Here is a 15,059-nt window from a genome sequence, read left to right on the forward strand (position 1 = left end):
AAACGGACATTATAAATAGAACACTAATTTGTTTAAAGGAATGAAAAATGATGAAAATAATCAGCCATACTGTAGAAAAACTAATCGACCCTACGGGTATCCTTCTAGGGGAACGTTATGAATTTATTCTAAACATAGAAGTGCCAGAGGATGATGAATTATACTCTGAACATGGATTGAAAATTAAAGCAATATTTGTTGTAAATCAATCTGATGTAAGGCTTGCTCAATACTATATTATTGAACAAGTTACAGAAGTAATACTAGACTTTGAATTAGAGGAAGATGAAGAAATCCTTATTAAGGACTATTGCTCTAGACATTTACAGTAATAATCAATTGAATTTTCAAAAGAGGTGCCAGTACCAAGTTCCTTGTAGCTGACACCTCTTTTTCATTACAAATTGATCTCCACTCTTTCATTCTGACCGGAAGCGCAAAATAATCGCCCTAATGATATAGCCTATTCCTAGCCCCGGGAATAGGAATAGAATTGGAAGCCATACAGGTCCTAGTAACACCCCAAATATTTTAATCGTATATGAATACATTAACCCAATCGTAACAAAATACGCAGCAAAAGCTAATGGAAGATAGATGTATCTTTTAGTTTCTTCTCCCTTATGGGAAAATTTATAAGCATCCCAAATTGCATACATATACACACATGGGTAAAACATAAGCCACTGATAATTAGTTATATTGATGGCACCTTCTATATCTCCAATAAAACTATATAATATCGCCATATTAAAGTGGCTGAAAACATTAATCAATATTTCTAAAAATATAAATACAAATCCTTTTGTCATTTGCTTATTTAGTAATTGTCCGAACCCTGGAAAAGCGATACTCCATAATACCACTTCTAATGTTTTGTCTTTATTCATTTTATTTTCCTTTTATTAAATTTTTTTGTCTTATAGAAACCACCCTTTTTCAAAATTCCAACTATGTAGAAGTGAATATAAAAAAGACCTTTTTTATATGTTGTGTGCTTGGGAAATAAACATTTTTATCAACCATAAGGATCACCCTTATAAATATTTTGTACCCTTATGATGATGTAAAAGGTTGGAATATATGTATTAAAAACAACATTTAAATTTTTGATCTCTTTTACCCATGTCACAAATGACTTCTTAAAATAAATAATTGGTCAAATACCCAGACCATTTTTTTAGGCATGAATATACTAAATTAAAGACTTGCTAAGGAGTGTGTGTAATGAAAGATAAGGATAATAACAACTTTCAGAAAAAGCACCAACCATCATTAACCAATCCGTTGATGAAATCAATGAATGAATTTTTTAATCAAAAACCTGTTAAGCGCCTAATTGATTCAATTGATGAGTTCTTTGAGCAACCATTTCCACTCCCCACTATCCCTATTAAGATGCACGAGACTGAAAAAGCATTAATCATACAAGCAGATTTACCTGGTATAAAGAAGCAGCAAATTACACTAGATTATTCTCCACAAGCAATTATTATTTCAATAAAACACGAAGAAGAGTATGAGGAAAACAATGTTTCAAAAGATTTTTATTTTAATAAACAAAGCATTAATTATTCTTCAAGAACAATCCCACTACCATATATAGTAGATGAACGTCTAATTAAAGCATCTTACAAAAACGGTCAATTATTAATAAAAGTACCAAGAGAACCACGTCATAAGATAGAAATTACTGATTAAAAGATGACTGAGCACCACACTACCTCATATTTTTGTTTAAAAATACTTGTGGTGCTTTGTAGAAAATAAATTAGATATTTTCCTTACATAGTTTCAAATGATATATAGCACCCTATTTTTAGGAGGTGCTATATGAAAAAAAATAAAGGTAACGAAGAAATGCCTGACTTTCAACAACTAAGTGATAGAATCATTGCCAATCCTAGTCCAGAGCCTTCTATTGTCATTAAAACCAATCTAGACCCAAAAGGACCTACTGATGAAAATCCATATTTCGTTGAAGGAAAATCAGATGAAGATAAATTCTCTTCATACTTCAGTGATAAACAATGAGAAGTGGAGTGAACAATTTTGATTGAAGCATTAGGTTATTTAAGAGAATCGATTTCTAATTATAGTGACGAACAGAAGGACGCACTAAGTATACAAAATAAAATAAATGAAAATAGGTATGAAAGCGAAACCATGTTTATTAGGGATTTAACAGAAGATGAAATCTCTTTTCTGAATAATATCCTACCTGATGAGATTAATTATGCAATGAATGAGAAAGATTATAAACGGGTAAACGAGCTTAATGAGGTTTATGAACTATTGTATTAGTGAAAGAAGGAAGAGTAGAACATGCAGCCGAACAGTAAAAATACTAAACAGTATTCAGATACTAATATTGAAGAAGTTAAAAAACTAAATGCTCAATCTGGACTATCTTATAACGAAGTGTTAGCCTTATTAGCAATGAATTATGAGCGAAGTAGAAAGCATAATTAGACGCAGTGTATGTCACCACTATTTTATTTTTGTTGTGGTGACATCACTTTTACCTAATTTATATTGAAGCTTCGGAGTAACCTTTTTTTCTCCTTGTGTACTTATCATTTGTGATGACTACAATTAAGAACAATAATCCCCCCACCAATCTAATGATTGATGAGATTGACATCGCAAAGCTCATACTCATCATTTCCAATAACAAAACTCCTATTTGTGGAGCGATAAAACCAACCGCACCAAGAACAATATTATAACTGGCCAAAAATGCTGTGCGACTATGGTCTGGAGAAACACGCAGAAGTTGATTAAACAGAAGCATAACTGTTCCAGCAACAAAAATTCCCGTAAAGAAGTTAATAAGAACCAAATAAATTAAATTTGTTGACAATATTGTTAAAATAGGTGCTAGTGCCATACCTATTCCAGCAATAAATAACATGATCGAATTTCCCCATTGTTCTGCCTTCCTTGCCCACCATTTGTAGCTTAAGATCTGTGAGATTTGATTTGCGACAGCAAACAGACTAATCCAAAATGCGGAAGCATGCGCATCATTTATTTGGTAAATCGAAAAAAGTGGCCAAGCCATTTGCCAACCAAAGTTGAAAATGACTGCACAAATGAGAAAGGTAGTATATTGTCGTTCTACTAATAATGTTTTCAATATCTTTGAGAAAGGCTCTTTCGAATAAACCTTTTGTTCCTTTTTATGCTCAATATGCTTAAATAAAAAATACACCTCTACTACTCCAAAGATAAATCCAAGTAAAAAAAGAACTTGATAAGGATATGCAGCATTTTGTTCAAAAAAGTTTAATGAAATCCCTGTTGAGAACGTAACAACCATGCCGACAATCGTTAAGATTTTACTTCTTTCACTAAAGAATTGGCCTCTTCTTTGATCAGGAATTAAATCACCAATAAAAGATTGCCATGATAGAGTGGTAATGGCCGTTGGTAAATTCATAAGAGCAATCATTACTACTAAAATCCATGATTGCTCTACAAAATTGATAAAAGGGATAAAAATTAGTAGCAAAAGAAAAAATCTCGCCATCAATAATGTGATCGCGGTAAATTTTTTCTTCGTTTCAAGTCTATTTATCCAAATGGCTCCTGGAATCATTGCAATCATACTCATGAGTGGTGGTAGTGAGCTAAGTAAGCCAACTTGTTGATTACTTGCTCCTAGTACCCCAATTGCAAATAAGGGGATAAAGCTAGTTATAAAGCTATTCGTAATAACTGATGCTGCTCCATTCCATATACTGATTTTTTCATTATAACGGATTATCTTTGGCGAATATCCCATCTAATCTATCCACTTCTTTCGTCCATCTTTTCGGTTTACGAAATGTATCTAGATGGAGTTTACTCCTTTCTCAGTGAACATGCAATATCTATTTTTTTATCATTAGTGAACAAATTTCTAAAATCTAAATTTATTTTAATACACTTACTAATGAAGCTATATCATTATGATTTGAAGACACTTGAAATACCTTTAACTAATCCACTTACTTGATTAACTGCACCCATCATTTGTCCTGCTGTATCCATCATTTTATTATAATCATATGTTCCATCCTCTGCTTTAAACTGAGACATGAATGACTGTATCCCTGTTGGCTGCCCAGTTGGCATTTGATTATTGACCGGGTATGGGGCTTGAAACTGTGGATACATGCCTTGCTGATTAGTCAATTGATTGTTAAAAGGGGTCTGAAAATTACCATTTGCAAAAGGATATCCCATATTCTGCTGATTGTAATTCATTTGAGGATATTGCTGGGTTGTCATATTCGGATTCATAAAACGCTGATGTCTAGATGGATAGTGGTAATCATAGTACCCATGAGGTAATTGTTGCTTTGTATAAGTACGATTATTATTAATCATTATATCTAACCTCCAATAGATTTCTGGATTCACTATAGAATATGCTGAAAAATGGTGTAGGTGTGATAAACGACCATAAATAAATAGTAAAGATAAGTGTCAAACTCTGTCGGAAGTTTAAATTTTTCAAAAAATCTCGTTAAGTCTGTTTTCATGGTACGATTTTGGTAAGAAAATAATTAAGGGGGTTTTAGGATGCTAATTCAGGATCTTCGGAACACATTTATTGCAGTGAAGAAGTATGAACCCATGGATACTAATGAGTTATTAGATTTTGCCAGACAGCAATACCTATTTGGTCATCTAACCATTCTTCAATATAGAAATGTTATTAAACTCTTAGAGAATGAAGGAGCTCGTAAACCTCAGTATGTATTAGAAGATTTATATTAACTCTAGGATTGAGAGAGAATTACTCTCTCCTTTTTTATTTACATTAAGTTAAAATTATCAACGCATAAATTATATAAAAAATAAGCCTGATTTTTCACCTTTTCACAAGGTTAATCAGACTTGAAGTTTGTATTCATTTCTCTACTATTTGATTTAGAACATATAATATAGATTGATACGTGTCCTTAAACCTTTTTTGTTTCGTGTCACGATAAAATCCACTTACAGTGAAAGAAAGAATATGATCGTATGTTGTTTCTATTTGTATCAAGTGTAAATATTTAGGCTTTTCCTCTTTAATCCAAATAGTCGCAATGTTCTTCCATTCATCAGCTACATCCTTCACCTTATCTGCATAAGGCTTCACTACTTCAAAAAAGTCATAATTTATTGATTCATCTTCCATTAACTCAAAATATCGCTGATAACTTTCTTCAGTATAAAAAACTAGTTCTTTTGTATATTTTTCTAAATCATTATTATTCATTTTCCACTTTCACCCCTACTCATTTATGATAGCAGAAAATTGGTAATTTGGATAACTAAAAGCTTAATTTATATATGAGGGAATGACTTCTCTTCTTTTCTTCGATGGTGAATTCTTCAAATTGCTCATTTAAAGCTAAATCTAAATTTCTTAATTCAGCCGCTATAGAAGCGATCTCTTCATATTGAGAATCAAATCCTTTATTGATTTGCTCGTCTGTTTTAAATCTTAAATTTTCATCGATTTGTGAAGTAAGGCTAAGAATGCTATCAATTTCATTTATTACGTTATATTTTGAAACAAGTGAATTCATTTAAATAACCCCCCGTATCCGTTTTATATTCTATTCTAGAAATCATTTGTACTCCCTTCACAGTTGACAAAACTAGTTTTTATTCGTCAAAGAAAGTGCATTTTTAGTCTTAGAAACATTTTTCGACAGCACCTTTTTTTATTTTTAAGAATGAAAAATCATTGTATGTTTACACTATTTCTAGGAGGTGGTAATAATGACTAAGCAAGAGAACAAAAAGAAACAACAAACAAAACGAGGGGAAGACACTACTCCAGGATACGGTGACAAGAAATTAGATGGACCAAATCGCCCTTCAACTTAACCTTTTAGAACTACCTAAGATGTTCATTCACATTTTAGGTAGTTCTTTTTCAATTTTTGCTTTTATTAAATGTTCAAATGTAATACCAAGGTGCAATTGTTGTTGTTTTTGCTGATACCATTCTGTTAAATCTATTTGGCTTTTACCAAAATCAAGCGAATGATTATACCATTTACTCTTAACAGATGAAAATGAATACCAATCTTTCATTTCCCTTTTATGATGATTGATAATCGGAAAGGTTGTTCGAAGAAAAGGAGTGTCTCTTCGCTTTGTTGGGTTCAAATACTTCTCATAATCAATTCGAGACCCGGTATGTTCTGTATTTTTCGAGAATTGATAGAACAACGGAAAGTATCTCTGATCAAACAAAAGCTGTGATAATTTTGTACCTAATTCAATACGATTTGAGAGGTTTCGAAATTCATGGACAGAATAACCATAGATTCTACCTGAACATACTGGGAACAAGACAGCGCTAAAATGAAACCAATCTTGCAGTTTAAATACCATACTCCTAAATACATTTTTTTTATAAAAAGGATGTTCAATTACTGGTAATTGTATGACATTTTGTTCATTGATAATTTGTGAGGTCATTAGTCGTTTTACATCTAAATAGGTTAAAAACAGTTCCCATTCTGCCTCTATAAATCTTGATATATTAAAGGCACTAGCTAAATGAAAGTAAGATTTCCCGTTTTTTTTACTATATTCATACAACAATAATTGTGGATACGCATCTGAAAATATTAGCCAGTTTGCACGTTCGTATGTTAAGAAAAGCAACTCTCGATATTCCCTAGTTAAACTTTGAGGAAACCATACTCCCTCAAGATCAGCCATATTCCAACCTGCATTTCTTGATACCATACTAGCTAAAAAGGACCAGGGGATTTCTTGGTTATGAGTAAAATATCGTTCATAAGCTTTTGTCCTTGAAATATTATCTAGGTTATTTTTTTCAGTCTCCTCTGTTATATATTTTATTAATTCTATATCATAAGAAGAATAGCACTTCGTCTTTTTCCTTCTGTAATCAATTTCGCTAATGGATTTTCTTAGTAGTCGATCTGCCATGAAATTCCCTCCTCTTCTTAGCTTTAACAAATTATCTACAATCATGTAAGATATACAAGTAAATATGATTTCACTTAAAGAACATTTGATCTTAATAATAATTCCACCAACTGTTGTCTATTTTCTGCTATTATAGATAATAGGTTTTTAGGAGGGATGTTTCCTAATGAACGTTCGATACCCAAACGGAAAATTATATAAACAAACAGAAGCTAAGAAATCTCCTCAAGAGAAAAAACAACTATACAGTAACAGAGGGATGACACTAGAGGAAGATATTAATGAGACAAACCGTTATTATCTCGAACAACAAATAGCTGTTATACACAAGAAACCAACACCGGTACAAATAGTTAACGTAAATTATCCCAAAAGAAGTGCAGCAGTAATTAAAGAGGCTTACTTTAAACAAGCATCAACAACTGATTATAATGGGGTATATAAAGGAATGTACATCGATTTTGAGGCAAAGGAAACTAAAAATAAAACATCCTTCCCTCTACAAAACTTTCACAATCATCAAGTTAAACATATGAAAGATGTCATTAGCCAAAATGGTGTTTGTTTTGTATTATTACGATTTACAAGTTTAGATGAAATCTATTATTTGGATGCTAAAAACCTTCTTTATTTTTGGGACCGACAACTTAATGGAGGTAGAAAATCAATCAAAAAGGAAGAAATAGATGAGTGTGGCCATAAAATCACCCTTGGTTATCAGCCAAGAATTGATTATATTAATATTATTGATAAACTATACTTTTAAGATCGCTTTGAAAGGCAGGAAAGATGATGTCTGAAAAATACAAGAGTCGTGAAGAAAGAAAAACCGCAACAAAGAATACGAAAAAACAAAAAAAGAAAAAACGAAATATACTAAAACAAATATTCTTAACCCTTATAATATTAGGAATCATTGGAATCGTAGCTGGTGCGACAACCTTCTTTGTACTAGCAAAAGATGCACCTCCTCTAGATGAAGCACTACTAAAGGATCCCTTATCTTCAAAAGTACTCGATAAAAATGGAGATAAGATTTATGAATTTGGTGTAGAGAAACGAACCTATGTGTCCATTGATGAAATCCCTGAAGATATGAAGAATGCTGTAATTGCTATTGAAGATGCGCGTTTTTATGAGCATCACGGTTTAGATATTATTCGGTTAGTTGGAGCAGTAATCGCTAACTTTCAAGAAGGTTTCGGTGCCGAGGGAGCAAGTACAATCTCTCAACAAGTTATTAAAAACTCTTTCTTAAGTCCAGAGAAGAAATTAAAAAGAAAAGCTCAAGAACTATGGCTGGCTTTTCAATTAGAAAACAAATACTCAAAAAATCAAATTTTAGAAATGTACTTAAATAAAATATATTATGGTGTTGGGAATACTCATGGAGTTGCTAAAGCTGCAGAGATTTATTTTGGAAAATCACTTTCCGAACTAGAACTTCATGAAGCTGCACTAATAGCTGGACTAGGTCAAAATCCTGGTATGCATAATCCTTTCACTAATCCAGATGGCGCAGAAAATCGTCGCAATGTTGTTCTTAATCAAATGGCCAATCACGGCTTCATTACAAGTGAGGAAGCTGCCACAGCAAAAATAGTTCCTTTAGAAGAATCTCTTGTAGACGCACAACCAGAAGCACAGCCAATAGAGGCCTTCTTAGATCAGGTGAAACTTGAGATCGCTGAACTAGGTGATATAGATGTTTACACAGCAGGACTAACGATTCATACCTCATTCGATCCTGAAGCACAAAGTTATATCGATGAGCTATTAAACTCTAACAAGGTGATAGAGTATGCTAATGATGAGGTTCAAGCAGGAATTGCCTTAACAAATACTAAAACAGGTGAAATCCTTGCTTTAGGTGGTGGCAGAAATCAATCTGAAACAAAGCGTAGAAACTTTGCTCTAGAATCTTCCAATCAGCCTGGTTCAACAATTAAACCGATTTTAGATTATGCACCTGCAATGGAATATCTAAATTGGTCCACCTATGAGCAGATTGTAGATGAACCTTATACCTACTCTGATGGTACACCGATAAATAACTATAATCAAAAACACTTAGGACAGATTTCACTTAGAACTGCTCTTGCAGATTCGCGAAATATCCCTGCTCTAAAAGCTTTGCAACAGGTCGGTTTAGAACGAGCTCGTGAATTTGCTGTGAGTCTAGGAATTCCTATGGAAGAACAAATCTTTGAACCATATGCAATTGGTGGTACAAGAAGTGGTATATCGCCTTTACAAATGGCGGGAGCTTATGGTGCATTTGGAAATGCTGGAATGTATATAAAGCCACACGCTGTAAATCGGGTTGTCTATGCTGATGATACTGAGGTAAAGACCGCACCTTCTCCTGAGGCTGTTATGAAGGATTCAACAGCATTTATGATTACAGATGTAATGAAGTCAGTTCTACTGCCTGGCGGTACAGGTCGAGCAGCCTATGTACCAGGACTGAATATTGCAGGTAAAACAGGTACAACAAATTACTCTAAAGAAGACAGAGAAAAGTATAATATCTCAAGTAAAGCTGTACCGGATTCATGGTTTAGTGGTTATACACCAAATTACTCAATTGCCATTTGGACTGGGTATGCAGATAATAAACAAGGATTAGTGGGATCAGAACAAAAAATTCCTCAAATTTTGTTTAAAAGCCTTATTACTTATTTAACAGAAGATGAAGAAAAGCCAGACTTTGATGTTCCAAACAGTGTTGTAAAGGTAGCTGTTGAAAAAGGTTCAAACCCAGCAAAACTTGCAAGTGAATTCACACCTAAAGACCAAATTGTAAGTGAATATTTCCATAAAGGGACTGAACCAACTCAACAATCTGATCGATATATGAAATTAGATCCGCCTACTGATATTAATATTAACTATGATGAAAATACAAATCAGATTACATTATCTTGGAGCTATCCTAAGAATAGCGCAAATGTTTCTTTCGAAATTAGAGAATCTATTGATGAAGGAAGTTATAAAGTCATCGGAACGACAAAAGAATTAAAATATACAATAAATAACCCGATTCCTGAGGCTATTTATCGTTATGAAATTGTTGCTGTAAGTGATGAAAATAAAGAAAACAGAAGTCAAGCTGGTTTACAAGAGATTGTTATTCCTGCAAAACCAGAGGATGAAATTGAAATCACTCCTCCGGACGGAGAAGAAGAAGAACCACAAAACGAAGATGAAAATCCAGATGATAGTGATCAGGATGAAAATGATGATAGTAACGAAGATGGAATACCTGACATTATAGTGCCACCTGGTGGTACCAATGATGAACAAACAGGCGAAAATTCTCAATAAGAAAAAGCGCAAGGTGACCATCCTTGCGCTTTTTCTATTCCTATTTTTTTCTTAAAGCAAGCTTTTTATAGTACTGTTTTACACTTTCTTCAAAAAGTTGTGATAACTGAATAAAAGAGTGATATTGATCTGGTTTAACGATAATAAATTCAAGACGTTCAACAGCATTGATAGGCTTATTATTAAGATTAGAAATAGATGTTTGCCAATTCTTAAGCTCTCTTACAGCCTGTCCATTTGACCAATTAAGAAACTGAACATAATAACCTAGTGCTTTTATCATTCTGGCTTTAACTTTCTTACGGTCACGTATTTTGAATAATGCATTCAGTTCTTTCTTCTCATCGTTCCATAGTTCCATTAATAGTGGGAAAAATGTAGACTGTTCCTCCCATGGCTTCAGTACATCTGTATGACTACTAATAAAAGCAATATCAAAGATAAATGGAGAACTCTTCAATGTTTCTTTAATATCAGGTTCAATTTTCAACAGATGGTTAGCATCACAAGAAAAAAATAAAGGATGAAAAAAGTCTGAAGGAATCTTAAACTTTGTTTCCTGTTCCAACACGCTCTCTTCCCTTCATTCTTTTCTTACCTTCTCTACAAACATCCAATAACGGACAAATTTCACATTGAGGATTTTGTGCCTTACAATGATATCGACCGAAAAATATTAAGCGATGATGTGTAACAGACCATTCCTCTTTTGGAATTTTGCGCATAAGTGTTTTTTCAACTTCTAATACAGAATCCTTCCATTTACAAAAAGCTAATCTTTTACTGACTCTTTCTACATGTGTATCCACTGCAATTGCTGGGATATTAAAAGCTACAGACACCACAACATTCGCAGTCTTGCGACCTACTCCAGGTAGTTTTGTTAATTCATCACGATCAGTTGGCAGGATGCCTCCATAATCATCTAGCAACATTTCACATAACTTTCGTATATTTTTTGCCTTGTTTCGAAACAAGCCAATTGAACGAATGTCTTGTTGCAGTTCTTCAAGTGTTACTGCAAGATAGTCCTCTGGAGTTTTGTATTTTTGAAACAAAGATTTAGTCACCTTATTAACAAGGGCATCAGTACATTGTGCAGATAATGAAACAGCAATTACTAATTCAAAAGGATTGCTGTGGACTAGTTCGCAATGTGCATCTGGATACATTTCACCCATTTGATCTAAGCAATATCTTATTTGAGATTTATTCAACATACCATCACCCATTTTTCTAAAAAACTCTTTATATTAATTTTATGATTCCAACCAATTATAAAAAGGAATTGCTCTTTTATATTCATTAGTTTGTTCAGGTGCACTCTTAGGCTTTTGTTGATGTTGCCTAAACTTTTGAGAATGCTGCTGTGCCTGCTCTATTGTTCGAACCCCATTTTTCTTCCATTCGAATAAAATCCGATCAATATAACGGAAATTTAACTTCCCAGACATAACAGACTCTCGAAGTGCTGTCTTAATTATCGATGGATCATGATGGTCTTGATCTAACCACATTGTCAAGGTCTCGATTTCAAATGGTGATAGAGGTCGACCAAATTCCTTTTCAAAGACTGTATATAAGTCTTCTTCACCCTTTTTATTGATCGCTTGTTCTTTTTTCATATCTTCGAATAATAACATTTGGATGATTTTATCCCATAACGGGTTTAAGGAATAACTCTCATAAATTAGACCTGTATCCTCTTGTTCCTCTTTAATAGCAAGAAAGCCTTTTTGGATAAGTTTCCTTAAGACATCTGAACAGTTTGTATCTGACAAGGTCATAATTGTTGCTAATTCTGAAGGAGTTGGAAATGAATTTCCTTTTTGCATAAAGGTCATCACCTGCAAAAGAAGAACAAATTCCTCTTCATTTAAACCTAATGATTTATATTTCACAATTAAAAGCTTAGGAATGGATATATTCCCTTCTTGAAACCACTCTATCAATTTTTCCTTATTCATAAGTAAAACACCTCTCCATTAATTATACCATGATTAGGTATGTAATTAAGAATGAAAAAATTGGTCGAAGATAAGAAAAAGATTCCCTTCTGGGAACCTTTCATTTATAAGTTTATGGATATAAGCGATTTAATAATCGTGGAAAAGGAATTGTCTCTCGAACATGATCAACCCCGCTAATCCAAGCTACAGTTCTTTCTAATCCTAAACCAAAACCAGAATGTGGTACTGATCCATATTGACGTAGTTCGTTATACCATTTATAAGCATCACTTGTTAATCCATGCTCTTCTAAGCGTTTTTGTAATAACTGATTGTCATGTATACGTTCTGACCCACCTATAATCTCACCATACCCCTCAGGAGCAATTAAATCAGCACATAATACTACATCATCACGATCAGCCGCAGGTTGCATGTAAAATGGTTTGATTTTTGTTGGGTAGTGAGTGATAAATACTGGCATCTCATAGTTTTCTGCAATGGCAGTTTCATGTGGAGCGCCAAAGTCATCCCCCCACTGAATATCCGTGAATCCTTTGTCATGCAAGAACTTAATTGCATCATCATAAGAAATACGCGGAAATGGTGCGACAATTTTTTCCAGTTTTGTTGTATCTCGTCCTAATGTTTGTAATTCAAGTGAGCAATTATCTAGAACAGCTTGCACGATAAACGAAACATACTCCTCTTGAACTTTCAAATTGTCTTCAAACTGATAAAAAGCCATTTCCGGTTCAATCATCCAGAACTCAATTAGATGGCGTCTAGTTTTCGATTTCTCTGCCCGAAAAGTTGGTCCGAATGAGAAGACTTTTCCTAAGGCCATTGCAGCAGCTTCCATATATAACTGACCACTTTGAGATAGATATGCATCCTCATCAAAATACTTGGTTGCAAACAACTCAGTTGTACCCTCTGGAGCACTTCCTGTTAAAATAGGAGGATCTACTTTAGTGAATCCATTACTGTTAAAAAACTCATAAGTTGCACGAATGATTTCATTTCTGATTTTCATTACAGCATGCTGTCTCTTTGAACGTAACCATAGATGACGATGATCCATCAGAAATTCAGTCCCATGCTCTTTCGGAGTTATAGGATAGTCAACTGATTCATGAATGATTTCTACATTTGCCACAGCTAACTCATAACCAAACGCTGATCTTTCATCTTTTCGAATTGTACCCGTAACAAACATAGAAGTCTCTTGGGTAATTGATTTAGCCTTCGTAAAAACATCCTCGTCTACCTCTGCTTTTACTACAACGCCTTGAATAAAGCCTGTCCCATCACGTAACTGAAGAAAAGCTATTTTTCCACTTGACCGCTTATTTGCCAACCAAGCACCAATTGTTACCTCTTGGTCAACGTATTTATGTACTTCTGAAATCGTCGTTTTCATGTTGTTTCCCTCCACCAAGCCAATTTAACAAATTGATATGTATAAATACCATCATTTCTTTTACAACATCATATTATACCCTTCAATTGAGAGGTACGCAAATAAAAGAAAAAGCAATCCTGTGGAGTTCTTGACACAAAAAGATTCTCAAGACCCAATTTTAAAATTTGAATCTTGAGATTTGTATCAATACTTATTGAAGGATCACTTTTTTGACTGAAAAATTACAATTTCGATTGAACAAACTGATTAATCCTATCAATTGCTTTTTCTAATACCTCTAAAGAAGTCGCATAAGATAATCTTACATTATCTGGTGAGCCGAAACCTGAACCTGGTACAACGGCTACCTTCACTTCGTCTAGCAAACCTTTTGAAAAGTCATCAACATTATCATAACCAGTTTTTATAGCTGCTTCCTTCACATTTGGGAATAGATAAAATGCTCCTTGTGGTTTAATACAAGAAACTCCTGGTATTGACACTAATTTTTCAAATACAATATTTAATCTTTCTTCGAATGCCTTCCGCATTTCTTCAACTGGTGCCTGTGTACCACTATATGCAGCAATTGATCCATATTGAGCGATCGAGGTTGGATTTGATGTACTATGACTTGCCAAATTAGTCATTGCTGTAATGATATCCTTATTACCTGCAGCATAACCTATTCTCCAGCCTGTCATGGAATGTGATTTTGAAACTCCATTAATAATAATTGTTTGTTCTTTTAATTGTGGTGATAAACTTGCAATTGATACATGTTTATTTGATCCGTATATTAACTTTTCGTAAATTTCATCCGAAACGATTAGGATATCATGCTTTAAGCATACTTCACCTAATGCAACTAACTCTTCAGCTGTGTACAACATTCCTGTTGGATTACTAGGAGAATTAATAATGACCGCTTTTGTACGTGATGTAATCACACTCTCTAAGTCTTCTGGTGTGATTTTAAATTCATTTCCTTCAAGACCTTCTACATATATTGGTACACCACCAGCTAACTTCACCTGTTCAGGATAACTCACCCAATACGGGGTTGGAATGATTACTTCATCTTCTTCATCTAGAATCACTTGAAACAGAGTATATAAAGCATGCTTAGCACCTGAACATACAATAACTTCTGAAGGCTGATAAGTAATTTCCTGATCTTTTTTAAACTTCTCAATAATTTCTTTTTTTAGCGGCGCTAATCCTCCTGTTGCAGTATATTTTGTATGGCCCTCGTTCATTGCTTTTACAGCAGCATCAATAATATGTTGTGGTGTATTAAAATCTGGTTCACCTGCACCCAAACCAATTACATCGTGTCCTGCTGCCTTTAATTCCTGTGCTTTCGCAGTAATTGCTAGTGTTGTTGATGGTGATAATGAAGACACTCTTTTTGCTAATTTCATTTG

At 33.8% G+C, this 15,059-nt stretch carries 19 protein-coding genes; 8 read left to right on the plus strand and 11 right to left on the minus strand.

Annotated features, from left to right (window positions below; translation table 11 throughout):
- The first annotated feature begins 50 nt into the window (after window positions 1-50).
- Window positions 51-332, plus strand: coding sequence for a DUF6509 family protein (locus BLQ56_RS09395; protein WP_090852761.1), 282 nt, complete (start codon window positions 51-53; stop codon window positions 330-332).
- 87 nt (window positions 333-419) lie between these two features.
- Here the strand turns inward: BLQ56_RS09395 and BLQ56_RS09400 are convergent, their stop codons facing one another.
- Window positions 420-890: a hypothetical protein gene (locus tag BLQ56_RS09400; RefSeq protein WP_090852764.1), complete on the minus strand. Its 471-nt coding sequence runs from the start codon at window positions 888-890 to the stop codon at window positions 420-422.
- 337 nt (window positions 891-1,227) lie between these two features.
- Between BLQ56_RS09400 and BLQ56_RS09405 the strand changes: the two genes are divergently transcribed.
- The 4 genes from BLQ56_RS09405 (at window position 1,228) to BLQ56_RS23470 (ending at window position 2,472) form a co-directional block, all read left to right on the plus strand.
- Window positions 1,228-1,701 (plus strand): Hsp20/alpha crystallin family protein, encoded by a 474-nt coding sequence (locus tag BLQ56_RS09405; protein ID WP_090852767.1) that lies wholly within the window; start codon window positions 1,228-1,230, stop codon window positions 1,699-1,701.
- Window positions 1,702-1,833: 132 nt separating this feature from the next.
- Entirely contained in the window at window positions 1,834-2,034 is a 201-nt protein-coding gene (locus BLQ56_RS09410; protein ID WP_090852768.1) for a hypothetical protein, read from the plus strand.
- A 15-nt stretch (window positions 2,035-2,049) separates the two neighbouring features.
- On the plus strand, window positions 2,050-2,304 hold the full coding sequence (locus BLQ56_RS09415) for a sporulation protein (protein ID WP_386756482.1): 255 nt from the start codon (window positions 2,050-2,052) through the stop codon (window positions 2,302-2,304).
- Window positions 2,305-2,325: 21 nt separating this feature from the next.
- Window positions 2,326-2,472: a hypothetical protein gene (locus tag BLQ56_RS23470; protein WP_175490250.1), complete on the plus strand. Its 147-nt coding sequence runs from the start codon at window positions 2,326-2,328 to the stop codon at window positions 2,470-2,472.
- A gap of 58 nt (window positions 2,473-2,530) precedes the next feature.
- Here the strand turns inward: BLQ56_RS23470 and BLQ56_RS09420 are convergent, their stop codons facing one another.
- Complete coding sequence (locus BLQ56_RS09420) at window positions 2,531-3,787, minus strand: MFS transporter (RefSeq protein WP_090852774.1); 1,257 nt, start codon at window positions 3,785-3,787, stop codon at window positions 2,531-2,533.
- A 164-nt stretch (window positions 3,788-3,951) separates the two neighbouring features.
- Window positions 3,952-4,374, minus strand: coding sequence for a YppG family protein (locus tag BLQ56_RS09425; protein WP_090852776.1), 423 nt, complete (start codon window positions 4,372-4,374; stop codon window positions 3,952-3,954).
- A 195-nt stretch (window positions 4,375-4,569) separates the two neighbouring features.
- Here BLQ56_RS09425 and yppF point away from each other — a divergent pair, with 195 nt between their 5' ends.
- Entirely contained in the window at window positions 4,570-4,767 is a 198-nt protein-coding gene (gene yppF / locus BLQ56_RS09430) for a YppF family protein (RefSeq protein WP_090852780.1), read from the plus strand.
- Window positions 4,768-4,900: 133 nt separating this feature from the next.
- Here the strand turns inward: yppF and BLQ56_RS09435 are convergent, their stop codons facing one another.
- The 3 genes from BLQ56_RS09435 to BLQ56_RS09445 all read right to left on the minus strand — a co-directional run bounded on the left by BLQ56_RS09435 (window position 4,901) and on the right by BLQ56_RS09445 (window position 6,951).
- Window positions 4,901-5,254 (minus strand): YppE family protein, encoded by a 354-nt coding sequence (locus tag BLQ56_RS09435; protein WP_090852785.1) that lies wholly within the window; start codon window positions 5,252-5,254, stop codon window positions 4,901-4,903.
- Window positions 5,255-5,309: 55 nt separating this feature from the next.
- On the minus strand, window positions 5,310-5,567 hold the full coding sequence (locus BLQ56_RS09440) for a hypothetical protein (RefSeq protein WP_090852788.1): 258 nt from the start codon (window positions 5,565-5,567) through the stop codon (window positions 5,310-5,312).
- Window positions 5,568-5,898: 331 nt separating this feature from the next.
- Window positions 5,899-6,951, minus strand: a complete 1,053-nt coding sequence (locus tag BLQ56_RS09445) for a DUF2515 family protein (protein ID WP_090852790.1) — start codon at window positions 6,949-6,951, stop codon at window positions 5,899-5,901.
- A 166-nt stretch (window positions 6,952-7,117) separates the two neighbouring features.
- On the opposite strand from BLQ56_RS09445, the gene recU reads away from it, so the two are divergent.
- A complete protein-coding gene (gene recU / locus BLQ56_RS09450) occupies window positions 7,118-7,717 on the plus strand; it encodes a Holliday junction resolvase RecU (protein WP_090852795.1) in 600 nt (199 codons plus the stop codon).
- A gap of 26 nt (window positions 7,718-7,743) precedes the next feature.
- A complete protein-coding gene (locus BLQ56_RS09455) occupies window positions 7,744-10,278 on the plus strand; it encodes a transglycosylase domain-containing protein (RefSeq protein ID WP_238457225.1) in 2,535 nt (844 codons plus the stop codon).
- A gap of 40 nt (window positions 10,279-10,318) precedes the next feature.
- Here BLQ56_RS09455 and BLQ56_RS09460 read toward each other — a convergent pair whose 3' ends face one another.
- The 5 genes from BLQ56_RS09460 to BLQ56_RS09480 all read right to left on the minus strand — a co-directional run bounded on the left by BLQ56_RS09460 (window position 10,319) and on the right by BLQ56_RS09480 (window position 15,056).
- On the minus strand, window positions 10,319-10,846 hold the full coding sequence (locus BLQ56_RS09460) for a YpoC family protein (RefSeq protein ID WP_090852799.1): 528 nt from the start codon (window positions 10,844-10,846) through the stop codon (window positions 10,319-10,321).
- Window positions 10,824-11,498: an endonuclease III gene (nth, locus tag BLQ56_RS09465; protein WP_090852991.1), complete on the minus strand. Its 675-nt coding sequence runs from the start codon at window positions 11,496-11,498 to the stop codon at window positions 10,824-10,826. Before nth ends, BLQ56_RS09460 begins: the two co-directional genes overlap by 23 nt.
- 39 nt (window positions 11,499-11,537) lie before the next feature.
- Window positions 11,538-12,245: a DnaD domain-containing protein gene (locus tag BLQ56_RS09470; RefSeq protein WP_090852801.1), complete on the minus strand. Its 708-nt coding sequence runs from the start codon at window positions 12,243-12,245 to the stop codon at window positions 11,538-11,540.
- 112 nt (window positions 12,246-12,357) lie between these two features.
- Window positions 12,358-13,650 (minus strand): asparagine--tRNA ligase, encoded by a 1,293-nt coding sequence (gene asnS / locus BLQ56_RS09475; RefSeq protein ID WP_090852804.1) that lies wholly within the window; start codon window positions 13,648-13,650, stop codon window positions 12,358-12,360.
- A 224-nt stretch (window positions 13,651-13,874) separates the two neighbouring features.
- Window positions 13,875-15,056: a pyridoxal phosphate-dependent aminotransferase gene (locus BLQ56_RS09480; protein WP_090852807.1), complete on the minus strand. Its 1,182-nt coding sequence runs from the start codon at window positions 15,054-15,056 to the stop codon at window positions 13,875-13,877.
- Window positions 15,057-15,059 lie beyond the last annotated feature (3 nt).

The organism is Litchfieldia salsa (assembly GCF_900104555.1).
GTDB classification, from domain to species: Bacteria; Bacillota; Bacilli; order Bacillales; family Bacillaceae_L; genus Litchfieldia; species Litchfieldia salsa.

What these genes read in the sequence shown, in the direction of transcription:
- BLQ56_RS09480 (WP_090852807.1), bottom strand. Translation starts at nt 15,056, where the DNA reads ATGAAATTAGCAAAAAGAGTGTCTTCATTATCACCATCAACAACACTA.
- nth (WP_090852991.1), bottom strand. Translation starts at nt 11,498, where the DNA reads ATGTTGAATAAATCTCAAATAAGATATTGCTTAGATCAAATGGGTGAA.
- BLQ56_RS09435 (WP_090852785.1), bottom strand. Translation starts at nt 5,254, where the DNA reads ATGAATAATAATGATTTAGAAAAATATACAAAAGAACTAGTTTTTTAT.
- BLQ56_RS09400 (WP_090852764.1), bottom strand. Translation starts at nt 890, where the DNA reads ATGAATAAAGACAAAACATTAGAAGTGGTATTATGGAGTATCGCTTTT.
- BLQ56_RS09425 (WP_090852776.1), bottom strand. Translation starts at nt 4,374, where the DNA reads ATGATTAATAATAATCGTACTTATACAAAGCAACAATTACCTCATGGG.
- yppF (WP_090852780.1), top strand. Translation starts at nt 4,570, where the DNA reads ATGCTAATTCAGGATCTTCGGAACACATTTATTGCAGTGAAGAAGTAT.
- BLQ56_RS09445 (WP_090852790.1), bottom strand. Translation starts at nt 6,951, where the DNA reads ATGGCAGATCGACTACTAAGAAAATCCATTAGCGAAATTGATTACAGA.
- BLQ56_RS09410 (WP_090852768.1), top strand. Translation starts at nt 1,834, where the DNA reads ATGAAAAAAAATAAAGGTAACGAAGAAATGCCTGACTTTCAACAACTA.
- recU (WP_090852795.1), top strand. Translation starts at nt 7,118, where the DNA reads ATGAACGTTCGATACCCAAACGGAAAATTATATAAACAAACAGAAGCT.
- BLQ56_RS09440 (WP_090852788.1), bottom strand. Translation starts at nt 5,567, where the DNA reads ATGAATTCACTTGTTTCAAAATATAACGTAATAAATGAAATTGATAGC.
- BLQ56_RS09470 (WP_090852801.1), bottom strand. Translation starts at nt 12,245, where the DNA reads ATGAATAAGGAAAAATTGATAGAGTGGTTTCAAGAAGGGAATATATCC.
- BLQ56_RS09455 (WP_238457225.1), top strand. Translation starts at nt 7,744, where the DNA reads ATGTCTGAAAAATACAAGAGTCGTGAAGAAAGAAAAACCGCAACAAAG.
- BLQ56_RS09405 (WP_090852767.1), top strand. Translation starts at nt 1,228, where the DNA reads ATGAAAGATAAGGATAATAACAACTTTCAGAAAAAGCACCAACCATCA.
- BLQ56_RS23470 (WP_175490250.1), top strand. Translation starts at nt 2,326, where the DNA reads ATGCAGCCGAACAGTAAAAATACTAAACAGTATTCAGATACTAATATT.
- BLQ56_RS09395 (WP_090852761.1), top strand. Translation starts at nt 51, where the DNA reads ATGAAAATAATCAGCCATACTGTAGAAAAACTAATCGACCCTACGGGT.
- BLQ56_RS09420 (WP_090852774.1), bottom strand. Translation starts at nt 3,787, where the DNA reads ATGGGATATTCGCCAAAGATAATCCGTTATAATGAAAAAATCAGTATA.
- asnS (WP_090852804.1), bottom strand. Translation starts at nt 13,650, where the DNA reads ATGAAAACGACGATTTCAGAAGTACATAAATACGTTGACCAAGAGGTA.